The following is a 24,621-nucleotide window of genomic DNA, read 5'->3' on the forward strand; positions in this document are numbered from 1 at the left end:
TCACAATCTTTAACTTTTCCCAAATAGCTTTGTTTAATTCTGGCAGTGAGAAGAATTTCTCTTTTCGAAGAGAAGCAATAATCCAGGTTGAAATATGACCAACATTTCCCTCTACGTTCGGTTTGTCCTTTTTATCCCGAATTCAGGATAAAAAAGATAAGCCAAGTGTAGAAGGAGCCGTTGGATATATTTCTCGACAGATTATTGCTTCACTAAGGAATTATCAATGTTTTCATATCGAAGACTTAAATCGGCAGATTTTTAAAAAGTTGGAAGAAATTAATACGATTGATTTTCAAAAGCGTCCTGGCTCACGTAAAAAGGTGTTTGAGGAAGAAGAGAAATCCTACCTTCAACAGCTTCCCCAAACGCGATACAAACTTACAGAATGGAAAACAGCAAAAGTTCAATTAAACTACCACATTCAAGTTGAACTGATGTATTATTCCGTTCCATATGACTACGTCCGTGAGTCTGTCGACGTTCGGTTAACCACGGATCTAATTGAAGTTTACTTTAATGAAGCCAGAATTGCATCTCATAAACGATTAAAAGGTGAAATGGGTCAATTTTCTACAAATACAGATCATATGCCTGATAATCATCGATTATATCTGGAACATAACCCAGATAATAACCGAAAGTGGGCAGAAGAGATTGGACCTTACATGACACAATTTGTTTCTTATATATTGGAAATGAACGTGGAAAAGAAAGCCCTAACTATTCTTAGCTCATTAAGGAATCTATCGACAAAGTATACACAGAAAGAACTGGAAAAAGCAACACAAACATTACTTGAAATAGCAACGAATCCAACGGTTTCCGTTTTGAAAGGCATACTAAAGAGAAAGAAGAAGAAAACACAAAATAGAAAGATAGATATAGATAACCATCAGACCAATAATGATAATTACGGATTTGTACGTGGAGCTGAATATTTTGGGAGGGTTAATAAATGATGAATGAAGAAACACTACGAAAATTAATTGAAATGAAAATGGGAGCAATGGCAGAACTGTACAAGCAACAGTGTCAAAACAAGGATTATCATAATATGGATTTCGATGACCGGTTAAATCTCTTGATAGACTATGAATATGACCGTCGCAAATCAAATAAACTGGAACGATTAATTAAACAAGCGACATTCAACGACCCAACGGCAGCCATTGAAGATATAGAGTATCATTCTGACCGTAATCTGGATAAAAAGCTTATTCTAGAGTTAGCAACAGGGAATTATATTCAAAATCATCATAACATCATTTTAATGGGGGCTTCAGGGAACGGAAAGACGTGGATATCGAATGCCTTTGGAGTTCATGCATGTCGCCAATTTTACAAAGTAAAATATATTAGATTGCCTGAACTACTTGATGAATTAGCTATTGCGAAGTATGAAGCTGATGGCAGCTTTCGTAAACTAATTCAAAAATATAAAAAAATAGATTTATTGATTCTTGATGAGTGGTTATTAACCGAACTTTCCGAGGAAAACGTGCTTCACGTATTAGAAATTATTGAAGCAAGATTAAAGAGAACTTCTACTATATTCTGTTCGCAATTTTCACCAGAAGGATGGCATTCGAAATTAGGCCAAGCACAGATAGCAGATGCGATTCTTGACCGCATTGTCCATGATTCTTATAAAATCCTACTAGATGGAGCAATTTCAATGAGAGAACGCCATGGAATAGACAGGAAATCTTAATAGGATAACGAGGGAGTTGAGAAAATGCGAAAACTTAATGAAATGAGCAAAGAGGAAATGGATAACCTGGATTTAATTATTAATCTAATAAGCTATTCAAAAAAACTAGAAAGAATGATAATTCAATTCAGGTCAGAAGTAAATGCATTAACACCGGCAGGTGAAAATCTTCCTTATTTTGAACTTCACAGTGATATTTACGAAAATTTCTTTGATTATCCAACTATAATAAGGTATCAGAAATATATTGAATTATATTTTGATATGGAAGATTTATAGAATAAGACAGCCCTAGAGTTTTATTAATAAGCTTTAGGGCTTTTTAGAAATAAAAGGCTAGTATAGAAAGAAAACCGGCGTTCATAAGACAGTGGCTCTCCTTTCCGCAATGACTGGCTCAATTTTCCGCAAACAGTGGCTCAAAACTCCGCACTACTGGCTTAATCTGTCCGCAATACTCAGCCAACTCTGATAATGATTTGATTGTTTCGAAAATGAAAAAGTATATGTACAAATATTAAACAATGGCTGATGGACTTATTATTAGCAAAGGATTAAAAGTAGGCATACATTTGAAATTTTAAAACACGGGAAAACAGCGTGAATTTACTGTTTTCCCGTGTTTTCTTTCTGGAAGTTACGATTTACTCACTTTTTCCATAAATTATTTCTTCAGCGTTCACAAACATCATGTTATCATATCCCCAATTATTTCGAAGGTTTACTAGTTCTTTACCATAATCCAAATTATAACAAGCGAAATAAATTTTTGGCTCTACATCATATTTTTTTAGATGATTATAAGCCTTATTAAGGTAAGTGAGTTTGTTTTTGTGAGGTTTTTGGAGTTTTTCCAAGGGAAGATTTCTAGGAATAACATTAGCAATATCTGATTTACATTCTATGAACTCCATAGGTGTCGATTCATTATAAACAAAAACAAAGTCACATTTAATATCTGAATCTCCGATAATGATATCGTTCTCTTTTATGATAGGTTCAATGAAAACACATCTTCTTAACAAATTTGTTGTAACAGGTCCAAAATGGTACACTGTATTTTCTAATATGTTGGAACGAACGTTGCTAAACTGTTGTGAATTTAAAGTATATATTGCTTTCATCGTCTGTTTCACTTTGTCTATGGTGGATGAATCTGAAGAAGTATTTAGCTTTGGTGAGTTCAATAATCTATCTATATAAGAAAAGGTTTCTTCCCTTAAGGCTAAACTATTTTTTTTATAAGTCGAAAAAATTCTAGAAAGGTATAAGAAAAGAGAATTATTTGCTTGGACAGCTTTAACTATATCTACAACGAAAGGGTTTTCTGATATTCCTTTTGTACTTTTGATTTCGATTGCCATCATTTAAATAAATTGTAAATTCTTATAAGTTGGGATGATAAGCGCAGGAAAACCCATTCTAGTTGTAATCGAACTAATTGTTTCTCTAGCATAAGGCCAAGCATTTATAGGAACATTATTATTGACAAATGTATCAATTTCTTTATCAAATACGAACGCAATATCTTCGACGTTTTCCAAATCAAATACATAATTCAACATAAGTGAAAAATCTATTCTAAATAAAATATTTTCTTCATGAATATTTTCTTTATCTTCTGAATTAGCGGAGGTTTCTGTATTCTTTTCATCATATGCTATGACACCAAATTCAATTTGAACATGGAGTTCCATTCCCTCAATGGCAGTAGTTACAATATTATTTTTTAAAGCTAAACTCAAGTTTTCTCTTTTTTCATGAGGGAAATCTTTATTCTGATTGCAATTTAGCGATAGTAATTCAATTTCATTTAATTCGATGGCTTCAATTAATTTTTTATATTGATTTTGATCTTCTGACATTCCATTATTCCCCTTTATGCAATATAATCTTTATGATTTGGGTTATATTTCTGTTTGACGACTTTCCAGCCGTTATATTCAGATTTCTTTGGTTTTCTATCGACTGCTGGTTTTAAATTAGGAAGAGAGCTTAGTTCTAAATCTGTCTTAAGATAATAAGGTACATCTTTAAGATGATTATAAATAACGTCAACGCGTTCCAGTGTCAATTCCTTCATCAATAGTTCTTTTGTTGTTTCCATTTGATAGTTGATTATTTTCTTTAAAAATTCCAATGTTTTTTTATCAACTTGTTTCTCTTCAAGATGGTAAGAAAGAGAGCTTAGTAAAGGGATACCGTTTTTTAAAATATCGCTGTATTCTATGGCAATATCATTAAATATCGCTGCTTCCTCTGAGGAAGAATCAATTATTTTATTTTGATTAAGATAACTCTTAGAGAAAGTAATCAGTTTATTATAGCCCGTTAAAATAAGTTCAAATACTGCAGTGATTTTGTTTTGTAAAATTGTATGATAACTTGTTATTGTTTTAATTTCTTTCTCATTAAAAAAAACTTCAGAGTAGCTTAAAGAACGTTGATTTTGAAGATTAATACTTGTCATAATCACAACTCCTTTCATCATATACTACCTCCAATTTTATCATTTTGACTTTTCAAAGTAAAAACTTATTTACTATCATCTCCTATTATTATGTAGGAGATACAGTTTGTTATGATTTATTTTAATAATTCATGTTTCAAGTCCATTTTATTCTATTTAAATGTAAAACTTCCAAGAAGAAAAAGACATGCTCCTATTTACATGTCTATTTAAGTCTGACACTACTATTTTCATCAAAATAATCGTATAAATTTTTGACAAATAGAATTATTATGTTAATATGAACACATTCATATAAAAAACAAATTCATATTCTGTGGAAGGGGAGTAGAAGGAGAATGCAGAAAGAAACTTTTCAAAGACGATTAAGCGATTTACGCCGACGTATGGGTGATAGCGGCATTGATGTGGCGCTACTATGGGAGCCGGACAATCAGTATTATTTGAGTGGGTTCCGTGCTATATCGTATTCACGCCCGATTGTGTACATTATCTATATGGATAAGACACAATATATTATTCCGGAACTGGAAAAGGATCACGCTAAAAAGGAAGCACATACCGATGAACTGTTTGTCTATCATGAGAAGATTCAGGAGCGTGATAAGGATACGGACTATATACAGCCGTTAAATCGAATTATAGATGATATGGATGCAAATACGGTTGTGGGTCTCGAAATGAATATTGCACCAGCATTTATTTATCAGCACCTTTCACAAAAAGGGTACGAGTTAAAAGATATCGGTCAAGCTCTGATTGACTTACGTGCAGTCAAAGACCAGGATGAGATTTATTGGATTGAACAAGCAAGTTATTTGTCTGATTTAGCATTAGAGGCATCGTTTAAAAATTTGCATGTGGGAATGAGTGAGTTGGAATTTGATGCACATGGCGATCAAGCACTTCTAGCTAAAGCGTCTGAGTTATATCCCCATATAGAAATCGGGTTTGAAAATTGGACATGCTCTGGCATTGAGCGAAGTTCTATGCCTCATTTATATTCCAGTACACGGCGTTTTGTAGAGAATGATGTTGTTGTACATAGCCGTCAGATTTGGGTGAATAATTATCGCGTGGAAAATGAACGTACATTTTTAATTGGCAATCCGACCGAAGAACAGAAAAAATGTCTCAAGCTAGCTATTGATGCGCAGCGTGCAGGAATTGAAGCCGTTAAACCAGGTGTACAGGCGAGAGATGTTGATATTGCTTCGTTTCAAGTGTTTGAGGAAGCGGGATATGCTGATTATGTTCAACACCGGATTGGTCATGGACTGGGGTTAACAGAACATGAAGAACCCTATTTGCGTTTTGACAATGATTTGGTATTAGAAGAGGGCATGGTATATACCATTGAGCCTGGTATTTATATTCCTGGTGTTGGTGGATTCCGGCACTCGGATACAGTCATTGTAACCGAAAACGGATCTCGAACTATTACGGAATATCCACGGGAATTACAAGATATGATGTTTTAAGAGAAAGGTAGCATGAACCATTATTATAATAAAACAGGGGGTATGTAAAGAAGCTATGAATTCAAAATTAGATAAGTCTATTTTTTGGCCATCCATTACCTTGGTGGTAGCTGCAACGTTACTATTGGTGATCTTTAGGGAAACAGCTGGACCGTTTGTTGCGAGTTTAATGACCGGAATTACATTTCGTCTGGATTGGGCATTTGAGTTTTTAACCATTGGTCTGTTTATTATTCTCATATGGTTAATGGTAGGAAAGTACGGAAGGATAAAGTTAGGCGAACCGAATGATCGTCCGGAATTTAGCCGGTTTAGTTGGGGCGGCATGTTGTTTTGTGCTGGTATGGGAACGAGCATTATGTTTTGGTCTATTGTGGAGCCGCTTTACTATTATACAGGGCCGCCCTTCCGTATGGAGCCAGAGTCTACAGAGGCCGCAGAATATGCGCTAAGCTACGGGTTATTCCACTGGGGAATCTCAGCTTGGGCATTATACGCACTGCCGGCAGTGGTTATGGCATACAGTTTTTTTGTTCGTAAAGATTCTTCCCTTAAAATAAGTGCTGCTTGTCGAGGCATACTTGGCAGGCATGCAGATGGGTTTCTGGGTAAAGCAATCGATATTCTGGTTGTATGGAGTATGATTGGTGGACTGGGGACTTCGCTGGGACTTGGTGTTCCTATGGTATCAGCAGTTATTGGAGATTTATTAGGGATTGAACCATCCCTATGGCTGAATATATGCATTATTATAATCTGGACGTTCATTTTCAGTTCCAGTGCTTATTTTGGGTTGTACAAGGGTATTCGTAAATTGAGTGATTGGAATGTATATATGGCTCTCGGCATTGCGTTGTTTGTTATTATTGTCGGTCCAACGTTGTTTATATTAACCTATTTTACGGACAGTTTAGGTATTATGTTGAATGACTTTATGCGAATGAGCTTGTACACCGATTCCATTGCACAAGGTGGATTCCCGCAGGCATGGACGGTCTTTTATTGGGCATGGTTTGCTGCAACTGCCCCGTTTATTGGAATATTTGTAGCGCGAATATCAAAAGGGCGAAGTATACGTGAGTTGGTTTTTAATGTATTGACATGGGGATCAATTGGAAGCTTTTTATACTTTGCTGTGTTCGGCGGATATACCATGAACCTTCAACTGAGTGGTGAAGTAAATGTAACGAATATTTTATCGGAAGTAAGTGAGCAGGCAGTGATTGTGGCTGTTTTAAATTCGTTGCCATTATCGGTTATTGTGTCCATATTTTTTGTTATTCTTGGGTTTATCTTCCTGGCTACTTCCTTGGATTCTGCAAGCTATGTAATCGCGAGTGTAGCAACGAAAGAATTGGGTCCTGTGAGTGAGCCAGCTCGTTGGCATCGTTTGTTATGGGGGATTTTGCTATCTGCGTTAGCGATTAGTTTAACAATCGTTGGAGGATTGGATGTTGTACAGACATCTTCTGTCCTCGTTTCTGTCCCTATCTTAGTGCTGTATGTACTAATGGCTATGTCGTTAATAAAATGGTTGAATAATAATGAACATCTGCATTATTATATAAATAAAAGAGGTGGGGCATCAAAACATGATATCAAATAGAAAAGAAATGCAGCGAACGCGTATGTGGCATTACTTTCTCGGTGCAGCAACGGAAATTATGGAAGAAGAAGGTATTGATCATGTAACCATCCGTAAAATAGCAGATAGGGCCGGCTTTACAAGCTCAACGGCATATAATTATTTTAAAGATGTAACCCATTTAAAATTTTTTGCGGCTATGCGTTTTACCACGGGGTACATGGAGGATTTACCCTCCTATATGGATAAAGGAAATAATACATTAGAGAAATGGCTTTACTCCTGGGAATGTTTTTGTCACCATTCGTTTCAACAACCTAAAATATACTCAGTTATTTTTATTGAAAATTTAGGTTCTATTGCAGCGGATATGCTAAATGACTATTATCAGATTTATCAACATGATTTGATTGGATTACCAAAACCGATTCAATCTATTATAATGGAACATGATTTTTCCAAACGCAGTAGTTCCTATTTACAACATATTGCGGAGGAAGGTTTTATTGAAACGAAAGATGTGGCATTAATTGCTGACATTACCCTTATGTTGTGGAAAGGCATGATGAGTACATTCATGAATCAACGTCGGTTATATACGGTTGAAGAGGCCACTGACCAAACACTGCATTATATTTATGAAAGTGTCATACGCATGGTTCATAAAGATAAACAGGAAGAGGTTAACTTCAGATGGTAGTATCATCATATCTCTATATGATTACCGTACGTGAAGGAACTTCCGTACAATAGAATCAACTTCACAAGCTGCTCCGTATGCATTCATTTTATATGGGGTAAGGTAAGTAAAATAGTCCACACTTACTAAAAGGTGTGGACTATTGTTATGATTTATTTAGATGGATTGGGAACACGACATTCCTCAGGAAGTGCCGATGATCAAGGTTAGAGGTGGTCTAATTTTTCATTACCCGCCTTATCCATATTTGGGAGTTCCTCAAATAGATAGTAAAGATATTTAAATTGATTTAATCCATTCTCTTTTGTCTTTATAACACTATAGATAATAGTGCTAGCTTTATCTACTTTACTAGCTTACAGCTCCTGCGAATTTGTTGATTTTATGGGATCTTATTTTTTCTTAATAAATAGCTTATGAAAAGGATATAATTTCTATTTTAATTGATTTACTATGAAAATATCCAGCAAGGTATTCTTTATAAAAAAACATGTCACAAAAAGCAATATAACTAACCCGATATGTCTTGTATAAGACACGTGACAAAATGCCACTAGTACAACTAAATGAATAGAATTTTTTATGAATCTTTCGCAATAGAAATTTTTATTTGAAAATAGTACAATATTATTTAAATAGGACAAAATGGAGGATATATTATGACACAAAGTATAGATAGTTTAAAAGAAAAAATTTACAATCATAAAACAAAAGAGTATTTTAAAGAGGTCTTTCAATCATTTGTAAATGGAAATAACCGCTCTGCTGTTGTTTTCCTGTATTCTGTCTTACTGTATGATTTGTATGCAAAACTGGAGGAGTTAAGTTCTGTTCATAATGATAAAAAGGCTAAAGAAACATTAGAAAAGGTTAATCAGATTCAAGAGGATAACCCTACTTCCTCAGAATGGGAGAATGTATTAATCAATAGAATTGATGAACAGACAGAGTTATTTGAAAAAGGTGAAAAAACGGATATAGAACATTTGAAGAAAAAGAGAAACTTAAGCGCACATCCAACAATACATACTTTAACACTTTATAACCCAGATTCACATACTGTACAAGCACTTATGTATAATGTATTACAATCAGTTTTAATAAAACCACCTTACTTCACTAAAGATGTTTTTGAAAATTTAATTCATGACCTGAAAACACGAGAAGATTCTGATGTGCCAATCTCTAAACAAGAATTAAAATCACTAATAAAAAATAGATATATAAAACATTTAAGTAAAGAGAAACAAGAACTTATATTTACAAATCTATGGAAATTTGTATTTAACCTTATTAATGATGATACAAATAATAATCGTGATATTAATTTTAAAGCATTAAGTGTATTCTATAATGAATGTTCACTGGATATTGAGCAGGTTGTAAGAGGAAAACAAGGTAAATTTAGAGTTAAAAAGCCTCTTTTATCTGTTTTAATAAAATTTATTGCAGAACATCCTGAAGTATTTAACGTATTAGAAGAAACAACACAGGTTGAAATTAAGGATCATGTAGAAACAAATATTGAAGCTCGAATTTATGCCTTTTTTCTTCATGATTCTTTTGATAATCATATAAAAGATTTAAGGGAATATTTTACAAGTATTAGTGACATTAAAGTAGGATTGGCAGAGGGTATTAATAATCTCAAAGTATTTGCTGAAGAATCTAATGCACTTAATCAATATTTTGAATTTATTATTTATTTATATTATAAATCTCATAGTTTTGATGAAGCTAATACAAAATTTGATTTATTATTGGATTTTCTTGATGAATTTAATGAGGAACAACTAAAAGATTTACTAACAAAAGCTAATGAAAATACTCAATGTTATGGTAGAGGAAGAGGTCCAAGAGACCATAGCTTTGTCATAAAAAAAGTGAAAGAATTTGATGAAAATTATAAAAGTCCATCTAATCTTGTATAAATATTACCAACATAGGTTAAAGGAAAAGAGTTAAATGTTTCGTTTTGAAATAAGCTTGTATGCAGAGAATGATTCCTTAAAGAATGATGGAAGTGATTTGGTATCAGATTTTGCAACTGCAGAATTACTCGTGTGGACACGGCACCCATCTATGAAGGGGACCCTGTGTATGTGTCTCATTTAGACCGTGATGGAGACGGGATTGGATGTGGGATATAGTAGTTTAAGGCATAAATTATTAACAATAAATAAAATAACAAGCGGGTCTGTATTCATGCATTTTTACTGGAGGCAGACTCGCTTTGTATTATTAGGGATAAGACACATTCGTTTACTTAATATCTTATTCAGGAAATCGTATTGATTTTAATATTGATATCTATATAATTCGATTGAATAAATACATCACTTTATTACTAGGTGCTCTGATACTCTATATACAGAGACAACCTAATTTTATTATTGAAGAAGTATTAAATTTAATCCATGAGATTTATCATAGGTATATTAACGATTCAGAGGATAAAGGTAAAGATATTAAAATAAAAGCATTTCCACCATATTTATATCTATAGGTGAATTTCAATTCTTCAGATGATTTCCCGCCTGAAAAGCAGTATAATGGTACGAAAGAGAATCTTATCAAAGAATCAAATGTTATTAGAAAACTTGGTTGTCACCAAGCCTTTAGGTGACAACCTTAGTTGCACTTATGCAGTAAGAAAGTTTATCCTTTCTTAACTGCCAAAAAAGAACCATAAGGTCATAACAATAAATAAAGAAGTTTTACATAGGGGTGTCAGCATTGGAAGAGGTCAATAAAGATAAAGGTGCTCGATTTTTTGAGTATTTGCTTGAGCTTAATAATCTAGTAGGAAAGGTCGTCAGGGATTACAAGGAATATGATAAACATTGGTTTATGGAAGATTTTTCTCAGTTGGATGGCTGCTATGTGCTTGATGAATGTGAGGAGGAAGAAAATTTCCTGGAGATTCATAAACCGGTGATTACCAATCGTGACAAAGAATCGCCCAAATTTGATTCTGTGCTGGATGATTGGGTGAAAACGGATATACATAATGAAGATGTTATCCCTGAATACAAATCCGAAAAAGTTACAGTGGATAGTGATGGCGAAAAGGTAAGGGAATATTTTGAAGATGATCCGGAAAGGGTAAAAGTTTTCCAACATTGGATGGCTGAATGGAAAGAATGGGCGAATCATCTTAGAGAGAAGAAGAGAGTAGATGTATTATATAATAATTTCTTTGAACTCATGTCGCGTTTTGAAAAAGAAGGGGAGTCTCTGGAGTTTGTTTTTGGCAAGGGTATCTTGACTTGGGCGCATCCAGATAAAAAGGTTGGAACGATTCGGCATCCGTTAGTGACGTGCAAACTGGAAATGGAATTAGATGCGCAAAAAGGTGTGGTGGCAGCGAAACAAGTGGATGATGATATTGCCATTGAAAATGAGATGTTGTCAGGTGTGAGTCTGCCGAATAAAGAACAGGTTAATAAGGTATTGACGGAAATCCAGGAACTTTCGATAACAGATGATATGACAGAGGCATTTCAGCAATATATTCATTTAATTCATGCCAATGGGCGTTATGCAGAAGATAACAAATTCGAATTGCGGGATGATCCTGTCTTATATAACACGTCGATGTTTGCGCTGCGGACCAAGAATGTGCGTGTGCTGCGAGATGATTTGGAACATATTATTGAAGGGATCCATTCGAATGAAATTGAGCTGTCGGAGTCTGTCCTGTCCATTTTAGATGGAAAGAAGGAGCAGGAATCGGCTCATGAAGGGGAAGCCGATCGTTCTTCTGCCTTACCCAAAGACTATTTATACTTCCCGCTTGCTTCCAATGAACAGCAAAAAGAAATCGTCAATCGCGTTGAAAGAAATTATGGGGTCACGGTTCAGGGACCTCCAGGAACGGGGAAAACGCATACCATTGCGAACCTTGTTTCCCATTTTTTGGCACAGGGGAAACGTATCTTAATCACGAGTCAAAAGGAAAATCCGTTAAAGGTGCTGAAGAATAAAATACCAGCGTCCATACAGGATTTATGTGTCCCTGTGTTAGGCGGGGGCAGAGAGTCGATGGAGGAGATTGAAAAATCGATTCGGACCCTTAGTGAAAAACTGGGGGAATTGGACCCGCCCTGGCTGGAAAATCAAATTGACCGGCATTTAACGGATATGGATAAAAGCAAGCGGCGTACGGCTGCATTACATAATGAATTGGAAACCTACTCGCAAAAAGAAGGTACGCCGATTGATTATAAAGGGGAGAAGTTATACAAATACGACGTAGCAAAGCGGTTGGCTGAGACTGATCTTGATTACCAATGGATAAAAGATGATGTAGACTTGGAAAAAGCGTTCCCGTTGGAGCAGGCCGATTTTCGCGAGCTATGGAACCTGCGGGATATGCTGAACCAAGCTGACTTACCATTGCAGCATCAACATTTACCGAGCTTAACTGACCATATCCGGAGCAGCCGTTCCTTTGACCAGCTAGTCGAAGAAGGAAATCAGCTGAATATGTATGAGGACGAAGGGAAAAAGATTCTTCAGAAGTACAGTCTAACGGATGATGCCGATTTTATCGGGCAATTGAAAGAGGGTACAGCGAACGTGCTGGAAAAGGAAGAGCTATTGACACACGATGCTTACGCCTACGTGATAGAAGATCTAAAGGCCGGCGGTGTCCGCGAAGAGCGGTGGCGTACTTTTGTCCAGGAGCAGCAGGAAAATGTGGATCAGCTGTTTGCATCTTATAATCAATTGATCGCCCATGATGTCCGTCTTCCGCATAAAAATACGGAAGAGCTGGAAGCGGATATTGCTGTTGCGAAAGAACGGATCCAGAGTGGAAAAAAGCCTGGCATGTTTTTCTTTCTGCTGAAAGGCAAACGGACGAAACATTTATTCCAGGAGCCAGTTTTAAATGGGAAACCGATTCAAAATCAAGATGATATAGAAGCGGTAGAGACTCATCTTGCTTATACAGTACAAAAAGAGGAAACGGCCAGAGTGATTAATGGCAATATGGAAGAGATAGGCCATGACACTGTTGATCACATGTCGGGCCGGTTCCCCCATCAGGCAGACGCAACGGTAAAAGCCATTGCTTCGATCGTAGAACTGTTTGATTTTATTACTGCTGTTCAGGGCAAATTAACCGCCGATCAAGTAGAAATGATGGACTTCTACCAACCTGCAGCTTTACAAACGCTTGTGCAGGAATTAGATATTGTGAGCCATTATATAGCGCTGGAAAAATGGCGGAAGCGCCAGCAGGAGGAGCTAGCATTTCTTCAAAAGGTCAGTACGGAAGCGAACATGCATCCAATTATTTATCAATTCATGGAAGCTCTTGAAAATAAAGATCCTGCTACGTGGAGCGAGTTGATTGATCAGCGAATTGAGCTGGCGAACAAACAAGAGCAGGTTACCGCATTTTATCGTCTGTTGGATGACTTACGTGCATTGCTGCCAGCGACGGCAATAGCTCTGGAGTCTTCCGTCGGCACGGCCTGGGAATTTCCGGAACAGTATAAGGAGGCATTTGAACTCCGCAAGCTTCAGACGTGGCTGGATGAAACAAAAGATATGAATATTGCAGTCATGAAGGATCAGTTAGAACAGGAACATCAGGAGCAGAAGCAACTGATTCGCGAAATTGTTTCAGCCTCCACCTGGAAAACGCAAATCGAGCGGATCTCGGAGAAAGAAAAACGTGCGTTGTCATCATGGAAGACTTACATTAAACGATTTGGGAAAGGCAGCGGCAAACATGCACGTGTCCAGCTGGAAGGGGCGCGCGAGTCGATGAAGACCGCACAGAGCGCCATTCCGGTGTGGATTATGCCCGTCAATCAGGTAATGGAAAATTTCCCAGTTACCAATGATAAGTTCGACGTCGTTATCTTTGATGAAAGCAGCCAATGTGACGTGTTCTCTGCCAATGTCTTATTACGGGGCAAGAAAATGATTGTTGTGGGGGATGAAGAACAAATAAGCCCGCAAGCGATTGGTACAAAACAGGAAGATGTCCATGACTTAGTACATCGCTATTTATCGGATATACCGAATGCTAATTTATTTGATGGCAACATCTCCCTCTATGAAATGGCAGAACAGACATTTCCAAAAGAAGGGAAATTGATGTTGCGAGAACACTTTCGCTGTGTACCGGAAATCATTCAATTTTCCAATGACTTAAGTTATGGCGGCGAAATGATTCCGCTGCGACTGCCGGTGGAGAACGAAAAGATTGATCCACCGGTAACGGCCATTAAAGTAAACGATGGTTATAACGACGACAAGAACAAAGATATTAATCGGCCGGAAGCAGAAAAAATCGTTGCAGACATTGCAGAAATGGTCCGGGACCCCAAATATGACGGACAAACATTTGGCATTATCACGCTGCAAGGGAACAACCAACAGGCCCTGCTGGAGGTCCTGATCCGGGAAGAAATCGGCGATGAAGCATTCGTCAAACGGAAAATCATTTGCGGCAATGCTTATACCCTGCAAGGAAACGAACGTGATATCATTTTCCTTTCCATGGTCGTAGCCAGTAACCGGAACTTCCGTGCACTGACGAAAAACAGTGAAAAGCAGCGAATCAATGTGGCAGCGAGCCGCGCCAAGAATCAGATGCGATTGTATCACTCGGTCAATCTGGAAGAATTGAATCCAGAGGATTTACGCTATCGATTGCTCAGTTATTCCAGACAACCATCAAGGCTAAATGAAGAAGTAGCCAATTTGGAAGAGAAATGTGATTCTCCATTTGAAGTTGATGTACTTCGAATGATCTTGGCCAAAGGCTATAAAGTAACAGCCCAAGTGAATGTAGGGCGATATCGCATTGACCTGGTTGTGGAAGGCATGCGCGATCGCCTTGCAGTTGAATGTGATGGTGAAAAGTGGCATGGTCCAGAAAAATTCGAGGAAGATATGCAACGACAGGAATCATTAGAAAGAGCCGGCTGGCGTTTTTGGCGTATTCGCGGCAGAGAATTCTACTTTGATCGGACAAAAGCGATGGAAGGTCTTTGGGAGAAGTTGGATGATATGGGGATTGAGCCGTTGCGAGGGGATGAGGTTTTGGATAGTGGTGTTGGAACGTAGATTGGAACTGTAAGTTTAAACTAATAAAGCAAACGCCCTTGAGATTTTATGTTAGAAAAATCTCAAGGGCGTTTTGTATTTTATAAAATTTATGAATGTTGTTAGCTATTCATCCACCAAATCAACAATCTCTCTAATATCATGAATATCCAAGGACTCCGCTATCTTGACGATGTGCTGGAAATTAATATTTTCTCTTCTATGATTAGACAACTCGCTCAATGTTGCATGTCGGATGTCCGTTAATCGAGAAAGCTCCCTTAAAGAAATATCATTTTTTATAAGCAGTTCTTTAATTTTTACAACAATGCGTTTTTCCATTTGGATGGCCACCTGATAAAAGTATTTGACTATACTAAAAAAATTAGCATATACTAATCAGAAATGTGGTACTAATAAACGTACCAAGAATAAAGAAAAAGGATTATGAAGAGGTTAATAGATTAATGGATGACTAGCAAGGCTTTTTGCGTTGTCGCTCAAGTATTTTTTCACAGCCAAACTATGTATTTCTATTTTGCCATAAACAACCATTCGTAAAAGTATAATAATACTAAATAAGCTTGTATGAAAATTGTCATTGAAAATCATCTATTCTATACTGATTAATAAAAATTGGTACCATTTAAGGAGAAATAATAGAATGAATATTCGCCTGCAACAAATTATCCAGCAGTTACTGACAACGGATGAATTACAAACTAGCGCTGATATTGCAGTTGTTCTTCAAGTTAGCTCTAAAACGATTCAGACTGACATGAAGGAATTAAGTAAGTTATTAAATAGTGATACGGCATCCATTGAATCGCATCGGGGAAAAGGGTATCGGATAAATATTATCCATGAAGATAAATTTAAGCATTTTTTAAAGCAAGCAGCTGAAAAAGATGATCAGGTTATCCCGACGGAGCCTGAGGATCGCATCCAGTTCTTAATGGAAAAGCTGTTATTGCAATCTGCCTATATTAAAATGGATGACCTTGCTGACGAGTTGTTTATTAGCCGCTCGACATTGCAAAGTGATTTAAATAGTGTTCGTCAAGTATTGGAAAATTATCATTTGTTTTTAGACCAAAAACCCGGTTATGGTATAAAAGTTTATGGAGATGAAATGAAAATACGTTTTTGCATTTCCGAGTACATTTTTAATCAAAAGACAAATTTGGTTGATCAGGCATCCGATTGGATGGAAATATTACCAAAGAATGAAATGGAATTGATTCGAGATAGTATCTTATCCAAATTAAGAAAATACAAAACAGTTATCACCGATGTCAGCTTGCATAATTTAATTACTCATATTGCTATAGCTTGTAAGCGGATTCGTGATAAAGAAGTTGTAGAAATGTATCAAGAAGAACTTGGTAAAATTACTGATAAGAAGGAATATACGATTGCAGAAGAGATTGTGTCAGAAATAGAAGAAAAGCTGCATGTATCTTTTTCCGTGAATGAAACAGCGTATTTAGCTATTCATTTACAAGGGACGAAAAAGACGCATTCCGATTCGGAAATAGAAGAAATTAAATCAATTCTGGATGTGGATATTCAGCGGCTAACCAGAATTATTCTGGAACGGCTTGATAATGCCTATTCTTTAAATCTATCAGAAGATGAAGAATTATTATTGGGGTTGAGTTTACATTTAAAACCGGCGATAAACCGATATAAATATCAGATGAATCTGAGAAATCCATTACTGGAAGAAATAAAAAACAAATATCCATTTGCTTATGAAGCGGCTCTTGCTATCGGTGCAGACGTGATTAAGGAAAAGCTGGATATAACTATTGATGAGAATGAAATTGGATATATCGCACTTCATCTTGAAGCTGCATTGGAACGGCAGGAAAAAAGTAAAAAGAATAAAAAACGCTGTCTAATTGTTTGTGCTTCTGGCTTAGGAACAGCACAACTGCTTTTATTAAAATTAAAAGAAAAATTTGATGATGAATTAACTATTTTGGGTACAACAGAGTACTATAATTTAAAGCATCAATCCTTGCATAATGTAGATTTTATTATCAGCACTATCCCAATTCCTGAGAAATTACCCCTCCCAGTTATTCAAGTAAGTACTTTGCTTGGACAGCAGGATGTAAGTAAAATAGAGAAATTAGTTCATAATGATCTCGAGATGATAGAAAGATATATGCGCGAAGTCTTTACGTACTTGAAAATGGATTTCTCTTCCAAGGAAGAAGTCATTACGTTTTTAGGAAATAAGCTGTTAGAGTCGGGAAAGGTCAATGCGAATTTTACTGATTCTGTTCTTGAGCGTGAAGCTTATTCTACTACCAGCTTTGGCAATTTGGTAGCTATCCCGCACCCAATGAACCCGCAAACCGATGAAACTTTTTGGTCTATTGTAACCTTAAAAGAGTCCATTTTATGGGGAGGAAAACCAGTTCAGTTTATCTGTTTACTAAATATCAGCACACAAAATAAAATGGATGATTTAAAGCCAATGTATGATGTATTAGTGAAGCTATTGGATAATCGGACGATAATGCAAAAATTATTGCAATGTGAAACCTATGCTGAAATAAAAAAAGTACTAACTAAGGTATAAAAAGGAAGGGAAGCTGTAAAGTTGTTCTACAGTTTCCCTTTTTTTAGATAGTTTTTAACTTATTTCTGTTGCCAACCGAAAAACCCCCTCTACAAATGAAAGCGTTATTATTTTAGGGTGAAGGTACAGCAAATAGATAATAATTAAAGGATTAGAGCTTGAACAAAGCCTCATGACAAAATTGCTGTATATATTATTTTTTAGCATAGCAATGAAAGCGATTTAACCAAAATGGCAGAAAGGAGAAGATAATAAATGTCTAAATTACCAGATGGATTCTTATGGGGTGGAGCAGTCGCTGCACATCAATTAGAAGGTGCCTGGAATGAAGGTGGCAAAGGAGTAAGCGTTGCTGACGTGATGACGAAAGGAGCTCACGGTATTCCTCGTGAAATTACTGATGGCGTGATAGAAGGTAAAAATTATCCCAATCATGAAGCAATAGATTTTTATCATCGCTATAAAGAAGATATTCAACTATTTTCTGAAATGGGGTTTAAGTGCTTTCGAACTTCTATAGCCTGGTCACGTATTTTCCCGAATGGGGACGAAGCAGAACCAAATGAAGAGGGATTAAAGTTTTACGATAATTTATTTGATGAATGTTTGAAGCATGGAATTGAACCAGTCATTACATTGTCTCACTTTGAAATGCCTTATCACTTGGTAACGGAGTATGGCGGATTTAGAAATCGTAAACTCATTGGCTTTTTCGAGAAGTTTGCCCGAGTATGTTTTGAGCGTTATCAAGATAAAGTGACATATTGGATGACGTTTAATGAGATTAATAACCAGGCGAATTATCATGATGATTTTGCTCCATTCACTAATTCAGGAATCAAATATGAAGAAGGAGAAAATCGTGAAAAAATCATGTATCAGGCTGCTCATTATGAACTTGTTGCGAGTGCAAGCGCAGTAACGATTGGTCATGAAATTAATCCTGACTTTCAGATTGGATGTATGATTGCGATGTGTCCAATATATCCATCTACTTCTCATCCTAAGGATATGTTGAAAGCGCAAAAGGCCATGCAAAAACGTTATTATTTTACCGATGTTCATGTCCTTGGGGAATATCCAGGGCATATGACAAGGTATTTTGCACGTAAAAAATTTAACTTAGATGTAACAGAAAAAGATCTGAAAATATTAAAAAATGGTACCGTTGATTATATTGGCTTAAGTTATTATATGTCATTTGCAATTAGCCATGATCAGTCAGATGAAACTTATGATTACAATGAATCGAAGGATCTTGTGAGAAATGAATATATTGAAACTTCTGATTGGGGCTGGGCTATTGATCCTGAAGGACTGCGCTACGCGTTGAATTGGTTCACGGATATGTATCATTTGCCTCTATTCATTGTAGAAAATGGGTTGGGAGCAGTGGACAAGTTCGATGATGATGGAAGAATTCATGATGATTACCGTATCAAATATCTTCGTATGCACATAGAGCAGATGATAAAAGCAGTAGATGAAGATGGTGTTGACCTGATGGGTTACACGCCATGGGGATGCATTGATTTAGTATCAGCAGGTACAGGTGAAATGAACAAACGATATGGCTTTATTTACGTTGATAAAGATGATGAAGGGAATGGCACGTTAGAACGTTATCGTAAAGACTCGTTCTATTGGTATCAAGAGGTTATCGCCTCCAATGGGGAGACATTATAGATACACGTACTATTTTATAAAAATAATGGAATGGAGGAATTCAAAATGAATCATGTTTTAATTATTTGTGCAGGTGGTATGTCATCTTCCTTAATGGCCAAGAAGACCACAGAGTTTTTGCGAGATAAAGGATACGATATGGAAGTAGATGCTACATCCACCGAAGAAGGTAGAAAAAGAATTGAAAAAGCTAGTTATGATCTGTATTTAGTGAGTCCTCAGACAAAAATGTATTATGACGGGCTTAAAAAAGCTGGTGATCGAGTAGGTAAACCAGTTGAAAACATCCCGCCACAGGCATATGTTCCTATTCCGATGGGTGTAGAGAAGTTAGGGAACGTGATTTTGGAATCCCTTCCGAATGGAGAAGTTAAATAGAAATATACATCTGTGTTATGAATCAAGTGGTACAGGGAAAAGTGCTGCGTGTCATCTTATCTCTTAAAGAATTCTGGGATGAGAGACGAATCCCCTGTTTTCCGCTTGTCTCCATCATAGCATCTTAATCACCGGAAGATTCATTCATCATATAAACCAAAAGAGGGACTAAAATGTAATATTTTATTATTTATACCCCGACGTTAGATAGAGGAGAGGAAGACATCAATGGAACAAGACCAAATTCAAAGCGTTGCGTTTGATATTATTTTGCATAGTGGCTCATCACGAACAATGATACACGAAGCATTTAAAATGATGCGAAATAGTGAATTTAAAAATGCTGCAGATAAGCTAGAAGCATCCAATGAAGAATTATTGTCGGCACATCAATCTCAAACTGATTTAATTCAACAATACACATCTGGAGAAGACATCAACATGGAAATCATTATGGTCCATGCTCAAGATCACTTAATGACCACGATGACATTAAGGGAAGTGGCGTTGGAGATGTTACATCTGTATGAAAGGCTTGAAAAAGATAATAAATGAGGGATTCTCCATGAAAAAAGATGAAAGGGCGCAGATTGAAAAAAACAAGAAAAAACTCAGTATAAAATCAATGTATTTTAATCGGTATTTACTGGTAAGATACGTTTCTGCACTATTCTTTTTTACAAATGTATATTGGCTGACTTCATTATTAATGAGTGATTCACCTTTATTTTTTATTCCATTACTATTAATAATCGCTGTATTATGTAGTGTCGTAGAGCAGGTAAAAATATTGAGTCATCATACGAATCAAGCCACATATACCAAATATTCCTTCAGCACGTTGTTTATAGCAAATGTTTTGTTAATGATAATGACCTGTTTTTCCTCTTCGTTTACCCAATTATATCCATTTCTTGTCAATCAAACAAGTTCTCAAATTTTGGTTTTAGGCGTATTGGGAATCGGAGTAGTGCTAAGTGGGTTCATTCTCTATCGTTTATACCTAATTAGACACGATGAAGACAAGCATTATAGTCGTATTAAAAAATATGAAGAGGTTATTCATTCATAATTGGAAGGAGAATTTTCATGAGTTCAGGCAATAAGATATTCGATATGATGGAAAAGTATCTATTAGGCCCTATGAGTAAAGTTGCTTCATGGCGTATTGTACGTTCTATAATGGCTGCTGGGATGGCTAGTATTCCATTTGTTATCGTTGGTTCTATGTTCTTAGTTTTTAACGTATTACCAGAAACATTTACGTTTTTAGAAGGTTTCTTTAATGAAACCGTTTTCCGGGTTAGTGATTTGTATATGTTGGCAAATAAAGCATCAATGGGTTTATTAGCACTATACTTTGGACTTGTTGTAGGATATGAATATACAAGAATATATGCGGAGGAAGAAGAATTAAATGTAAGTCCGATCAGTGGCGCTTTATTATCGATGTTTGCTTTATTTATGACGATTCCACAAATCGTTATAGAAGATGGAAGCATGACTTTAGTAAATCAAATTAATGAGGATACAGCCATTATTCATGGTTGGGAAATGGTTGAAGATGGTGTAAGTCGTTTAGGAGCATCAGGCATTTTTTCAGCTATTATTATGGCTGTATTAGCAGTGCAACTATATAGACTGTGTGTGAAAAGGAATTGGGTTATCAAAATGCCAGAATCCGTGCCTTCTGGTGTGGCTAATGCATTTACGGCATTAATACCAGCATTTATTGTTGCGATTGCTGTTTTATTGATTAATGGTATCTTGGTTGCTTTTGGTACAGATATCTTTAAAGTAATCGCTCTACCTTTTGGATTTGTTGTTAATTTAACCAGCAGTTGGCTCGGTATCATGGTTATTTATTTCTTAATCCATGCACTTTGGATTGTTGGTATTCATGGTGCCAATATAATTTATCAGGGATTTCTTTTCCCTATTGTTATGTCCAATTTACAATCCAACGCAGATGGGGCAAATATTCCATTCGCAGGTGAATTTCAGAATGCTTTTGTCGTGATTGGCGGTTCCGGAGCAACATTAGGTTTAGTTGTGTTTATTGCTTTCTTAGCTAGGTCAAAACAGTTAAAAGTGTTAGGAAAAGCAGCTGTCGTTCCTGGTATTTTTAACATTAATGAACCATTAATATTCGGTTTGCCAATTGTTTATAATCCATTTTTAGCCATTCCGTTTTTTGTAGCGCCAATGGCAACAGCTTCCATCGCTTATTGGACCATTGAGTTAAATCTTGTTCAACCAATTATCGCTATGATGCCTTGGCCAACGCCGGCAGGAGCGGGAGCTTTTATTAGTACAGGCGGGGATTATATGGCAATTCTTGTTGCATTGATTTGTGTTGTTGTAGCCTTTCTCATTTGGCTGCCATTTATTAAAATGTATGACAACAAATTGGTCGTTCAAGAAGAAGGTGGAGAATCCGTTCTTTAAATAGGATGAATGATTATTGTGTCATACCAACTTAAATAGTTGTTACCTTAATGGAAGATAAAAGATGATATGGTATTGGTTAAAACAATATGTGTAAGGACAATGGAAACTATCATATGGTTCCGGGTACGTCCTTTGAACGTATGATTCAATCTAAACAACAAAGGAGAACCTATTCATGATACATGAAAATCTGAAGTCTTTTCCAAACGACTTCCTGTGGGGAGCAGCATCTGCAGCCTATCAAGTAGAGGGCGCATGGAATGTTGATGGAAAGGAAAAGTCCATTTGGGATACGTTTGTACGTGTCCCAGGTAAGACATTTAAAGGGACTAATGGCGATGTGGCAGTAGATCACTATCATCGTTATAAAGAAGATGTTCAATTAATGGCAGAAATGGGAATGAAAACATATCGCTTCTCTGTAGCCTGGACGCGCATCTTCCCCCACGGAAAAGGAGAAGTAAATCAAGAAGGCATTGACTTTTATAATCATTTAATTGATGAATTACGCAAGCATTATATTGAGCCGATTCTTACTATCTATCACTGGGATCTACCTCAAGCATTACAAGATGCATATGGCGGATGGGAGTCCAAACAAATTGTAGAGGATTTCCAAAACTACAGTATTTCATTATTTAAAGCGTTCGGTGACCGTGTGAAATACTGGGTATCGTTAAATGAGCAAAACATTTTTACTCGTTTAGGTTATCAAACAGCGATGCATCCACCTGGAGAAAAAGATGACAAATTATATTATCAAGTCAATCATCATGCTAGTTTAGCCAATGCAGCTGCTATAAAGGCATTTCGCAAGTATGTTCCGGACGGGAAAATAGGACCAAGCTTTGCCTATTCACCAGCATATGCAAAAACATCCAAACCAGAGGATGTACTTGCAGCTGATAATGCTGAGGAATTCACTAGCCATTGGTGGATGGACGTATATGCATGGGGAGAGTATCCCCAAGTTGCTTGGAATTATCTTACCAGAAACGGGATTGCCCCTCGAATAGAAAAGGAAGATCTGGAATTATTAAAAGCAGGAAAACCGGATTTTATGGGTATTAATTATTATCAAACGACTACTTATGAGAAAAATCCTTTAAACGGTGTTACCCTCGATGGTCACTTCAACACTACGGGTGAAAAAGGAACGATGGAAGATACGGGGTTGCCGGGCGTATACAAAACCGTCACCAATGATAATTTAGAAAGGACTAATTGGGATTGGAATATTGATCCACAAGGGCTGCGTATCGGTATTCGGAGAGTCACTAACCGTTATCAGCTACCCATCTTAATAAGTGAAAATGGTCTGGGCGAATACGATAAGGTAGAAGATGATGATTCCATTCAAGATGACTATCGTATCGAGTATATTCGTACTCATTTAAAGGCTATTCAAGAAGCTATAACAGATGGAGCAGAAATGATTGGCTATTGTGTATGGTCTTTTACAGATCTACTCAGCTGGCTAAATGGCTACCAAAAACGCTATGGACTTGTTTATGTCAATCAACACGAAGAAGGGGAGCATGACCTTCGTCGAATAAGGAAGAAAAGTTTCTATTGGTATAAAGATGTCATTGCAAGTAATGGGGAAAATCTCAACTAGTATACTGAATAAGCTGTATCTCTATAGGGATACAGCTTATTCTGCGAATGGCAGGATATGCAACCAAAAGTTGAAAATCCCGAATATGGTGAATCTTGAAAAAATTAGTGAATGTGAGGGTAGAATAGTGAATGAGAAAGTGTAGATTCGCCGATTAAATGTTCAATGTTTTCTGATATATATATTAAAACACTGGAGAATGTCCTCGTGATTAAATGAAACAGAAAAAAAGATAAATCCGGGCATCATGACCAAAAACGATAAAAAGCTGTTACCGATTTAAAGACGAATCGATAACAGCTTTTTTGCCATGCATTCATCGAATTATTTGATACAATACTAGTTTGATTAACTATTCCATAGTATTAACAACTAATCCGATATGTTTAAACTAATTCATGATACCAAATAAAACCAAAATAACACCAGCAATTGTCCAACAATTTTTAAAGCATTTCCTCTTCATGGAGGAAAAACAATGTATTTAGTTGTAAGCGCTTTGATATTAAGATAATAGTAGTCCACAAACATAATTATGGTAACCAAACAAGGAGGAGATACAAATGAAAAAAATATTATTAGCCTGTTCAGCAGGTATGTCAACCAGTCTTTTAGTTAAAAAAATGGAAGAAGCAGCAGAAGCTCAAGGGGTTGAAGTAAATATATGGGCTGTAGCACAAGATAAAGCACTAACGGAATTAGAAAAAGCAGATGTCCTTTTAATTGGTCCACAAATGAGATTTATGAAGAAGAAACTTGCTCCCATCGCAGAACAGACTGGAGTGCCATTAGATATTATTGATCCAATGACTTATGGACGTGTAGATGGGGGAGCTGTTTTAAATCAAGCTTTAGAAATGATTGATAAATAACTGTC

At 36.4% G+C, this 24,621-nt stretch carries 21 protein-coding genes; 17 read left to right on the plus strand and 4 right to left on the minus strand.

What is annotated here, in order from left to right:
* Window positions 1-269 precede the first annotated feature (269 nt).
* Genes ACFQ19_RS16500 through ACFQ19_RS16510 form a run of 3 tightly spaced genes read left to right on the plus strand, consistent with a single transcriptional unit; the run spans window position 270 to window position 1,993 of the window.
* A complete protein-coding gene (locus ACFQ19_RS16500) occupies window positions 270-962 on the plus strand; it encodes a Mu transposase domain-containing protein (RefSeq protein WP_379593745.1) in 693 nt (230 codons plus the stop codon).
* Entirely contained in the window at window positions 959-1,714 is a 756-nt protein-coding gene (gene istB, locus ACFQ19_RS16505) for an IS21-like element helper ATPase IstB (RefSeq protein WP_379593746.1), read from the plus strand. The genes ACFQ19_RS16500 and istB overlap by 4 nt, the downstream gene beginning before the upstream one ends.
* Window positions 1,715-1,738: 24 nt before the next feature.
* On the plus strand, window positions 1,739-1,993 hold the full coding sequence (locus ACFQ19_RS16510) for a hypothetical protein (protein ID WP_379593748.1): 255 nt from the start codon (window positions 1,739-1,741) through the stop codon (window positions 1,991-1,993).
* Between the two features lie 365 nt (window positions 1,994-2,358).
* Here the strand turns inward: ACFQ19_RS16510 and ACFQ19_RS16515 are convergent, their stop codons facing one another.
* The 3 genes from ACFQ19_RS16515 to ACFQ19_RS16525 are packed head-to-tail and all read right to left on the minus strand — an operon-like array spanning window position 2,359 to window position 4,205.
* Window positions 2,359-3,081 carry a hypothetical protein gene (locus ACFQ19_RS16515; protein WP_379593749.1) on the minus strand — a complete coding sequence of 241 codons (723 nt, stop codon included), beginning with the start codon at window positions 3,079-3,081 and terminating at the stop codon, window positions 2,359-2,361.
* Window positions 3,082-3,579 carry a protein-export chaperone SecB gene (locus tag ACFQ19_RS16520; RefSeq protein WP_379593751.1) on the minus strand — a complete coding sequence of 166 codons (498 nt, stop codon included), beginning with the start codon at window positions 3,577-3,579 and terminating at the stop codon, window positions 3,082-3,084.
* A 14-nt stretch (window positions 3,580-3,593) separates the two neighbouring features.
* Complete coding sequence (locus tag ACFQ19_RS16525) at window positions 3,594-4,205, minus strand: hypothetical protein (protein ID WP_379593753.1); 612 nt, start codon at window positions 4,203-4,205, stop codon at window positions 3,594-3,596.
* A 317-nt stretch (window positions 4,206-4,522) separates the two neighbouring features.
* Here ACFQ19_RS16525 and ACFQ19_RS16530 point away from each other — a divergent pair, with 317 nt between their 5' ends.
* The 6 genes from ACFQ19_RS16530 to ACFQ19_RS16555 all read left to right on the plus strand — a co-directional run bounded on the left by ACFQ19_RS16530 (window position 4,523) and on the right by ACFQ19_RS16555 (window position 15,039).
* Window positions 4,523-5,665, plus strand: coding sequence for a M24 family metallopeptidase (locus ACFQ19_RS16530; RefSeq protein WP_379593754.1), 1,143 nt, complete (start codon window positions 4,523-4,525; stop codon window positions 5,663-5,665).
* A 55-nt stretch (window positions 5,666-5,720) separates the two neighbouring features.
* Window positions 5,721-7,271, plus strand: coding sequence for a BCCT family transporter (locus tag ACFQ19_RS16535; protein ID WP_379593755.1), 1,551 nt, complete (start codon window positions 5,721-5,723; stop codon window positions 7,269-7,271).
* Entirely contained in the window at window positions 7,258-7,950 is a 693-nt protein-coding gene (locus ACFQ19_RS16540; protein WP_379593756.1) for a TetR family transcriptional regulator, read from the plus strand. The genes ACFQ19_RS16535 and ACFQ19_RS16540 overlap by 14 nt, the downstream gene beginning before the upstream one ends.
* Window positions 7,951-8,609: 659 nt before the next feature.
* Complete coding sequence (locus tag ACFQ19_RS16545; protein ID WP_379593757.1) at window positions 8,610-9,881, plus strand: hypothetical protein; 1,272 nt, start codon at window positions 8,610-8,612, stop codon at window positions 9,879-9,881.
* A gap of 132 nt (window positions 9,882-10,013) precedes the next feature.
* A complete protein-coding gene (locus ACFQ19_RS16550; protein ID WP_379593809.1) occupies window positions 10,014-10,100 on the plus strand; it encodes an excalibur calcium-binding domain-containing protein in 87 nt (28 codons plus the stop codon).
* A 586-nt stretch (window positions 10,101-10,686) separates the two neighbouring features.
* Window positions 10,687-15,039 (plus strand): AAA domain-containing protein, encoded by a 4,353-nt coding sequence (locus ACFQ19_RS16555; protein ID WP_379593758.1) that lies wholly within the window; start codon window positions 10,687-10,689, stop codon window positions 15,037-15,039.
* 105 nt (window positions 15,040-15,144) lie between these two features.
* Here ACFQ19_RS16555 and ACFQ19_RS16560 read toward each other — a convergent pair whose 3' ends face one another.
* Window positions 15,145-15,360 (minus strand): helix-turn-helix domain-containing protein, encoded by a 216-nt coding sequence (locus tag ACFQ19_RS16560; RefSeq protein WP_379593760.1) that lies wholly within the window; start codon window positions 15,358-15,360, stop codon window positions 15,145-15,147.
* A gap of 322 nt (window positions 15,361-15,682) precedes the next feature.
* On the opposite strand from ACFQ19_RS16560, the gene ACFQ19_RS16565 reads away from it, so the two are divergent.
* The 8 genes from ACFQ19_RS16565 (at window position 15,683) to ACFQ19_RS16600 (ending at window position 24,616) form a co-directional block, all read left to right on the plus strand.
* Entirely contained in the window at window positions 15,683-17,611 is a 1,929-nt protein-coding gene (locus ACFQ19_RS16565) for a BglG family transcription antiterminator (protein ID WP_379593761.1), read from the plus strand.
* A 255-nt stretch (window positions 17,612-17,866) separates the two neighbouring features.
* Entirely contained in the window at window positions 17,867-19,297 is a 1,431-nt protein-coding gene (locus tag ACFQ19_RS16570; RefSeq protein WP_379593762.1) for a 6-phospho-beta-glucosidase, read from the plus strand.
* Between the two features lie 45 nt (window positions 19,298-19,342).
* Window positions 19,343-19,675, plus strand: a complete 333-nt coding sequence (locus ACFQ19_RS16575) for a PTS cellobiose transporter subunit IIB (RefSeq protein ID WP_379593763.1) — start codon at window positions 19,343-19,345, stop codon at window positions 19,673-19,675.
* 228 nt (window positions 19,676-19,903) lie between these two features.
* On the plus strand, window positions 19,904-20,230 hold the full coding sequence (locus tag ACFQ19_RS16580; protein WP_379593765.1) for a PTS cellobiose transporter subunit IIA: 327 nt from the start codon (window positions 19,904-19,906) through the stop codon (window positions 20,228-20,230).
* A gap of 10 nt (window positions 20,231-20,240) precedes the next feature.
* On the plus strand, window positions 20,241-20,747 hold the full coding sequence (locus ACFQ19_RS16585) for a hypothetical protein (RefSeq protein ID WP_379593767.1): 507 nt from the start codon (window positions 20,241-20,243) through the stop codon (window positions 20,745-20,747).
* 17 nt (window positions 20,748-20,764) lie between these two features.
* Window positions 20,765-22,123 carry a PTS cellobiose transporter subunit IIC gene (celB, locus tag ACFQ19_RS16590; protein WP_379593769.1) on the plus strand — a complete coding sequence of 453 codons (1,359 nt, stop codon included), beginning with the start codon at window positions 20,765-20,767 and terminating at the stop codon, window positions 22,121-22,123.
* 178 nt (window positions 22,124-22,301) lie between these two features.
* Window positions 22,302-23,744: a glycoside hydrolase family 1 protein gene (locus ACFQ19_RS16595; RefSeq protein WP_379593770.1), complete on the plus strand. Its 1,443-nt coding sequence runs from the start codon at window positions 22,302-22,304 to the stop codon at window positions 23,742-23,744.
* Between the two features lie 563 nt (window positions 23,745-24,307).
* Window positions 24,308-24,616 (plus strand): PTS sugar transporter subunit IIB, encoded by a 309-nt coding sequence (locus ACFQ19_RS16600; RefSeq protein ID WP_379593771.1) that lies wholly within the window; start codon window positions 24,308-24,310, stop codon window positions 24,614-24,616.
* Window positions 24,617-24,621: the final 5 nt, after the last annotated feature.

It is taken from the genome of Oceanobacillus locisalsi, from assembly GCF_042675985.1.
Lineage (GTDB): Bacteria > Bacillota > Bacilli > Bacillales > Amphibacillaceae > Oceanobacillus > Oceanobacillus locisalsi.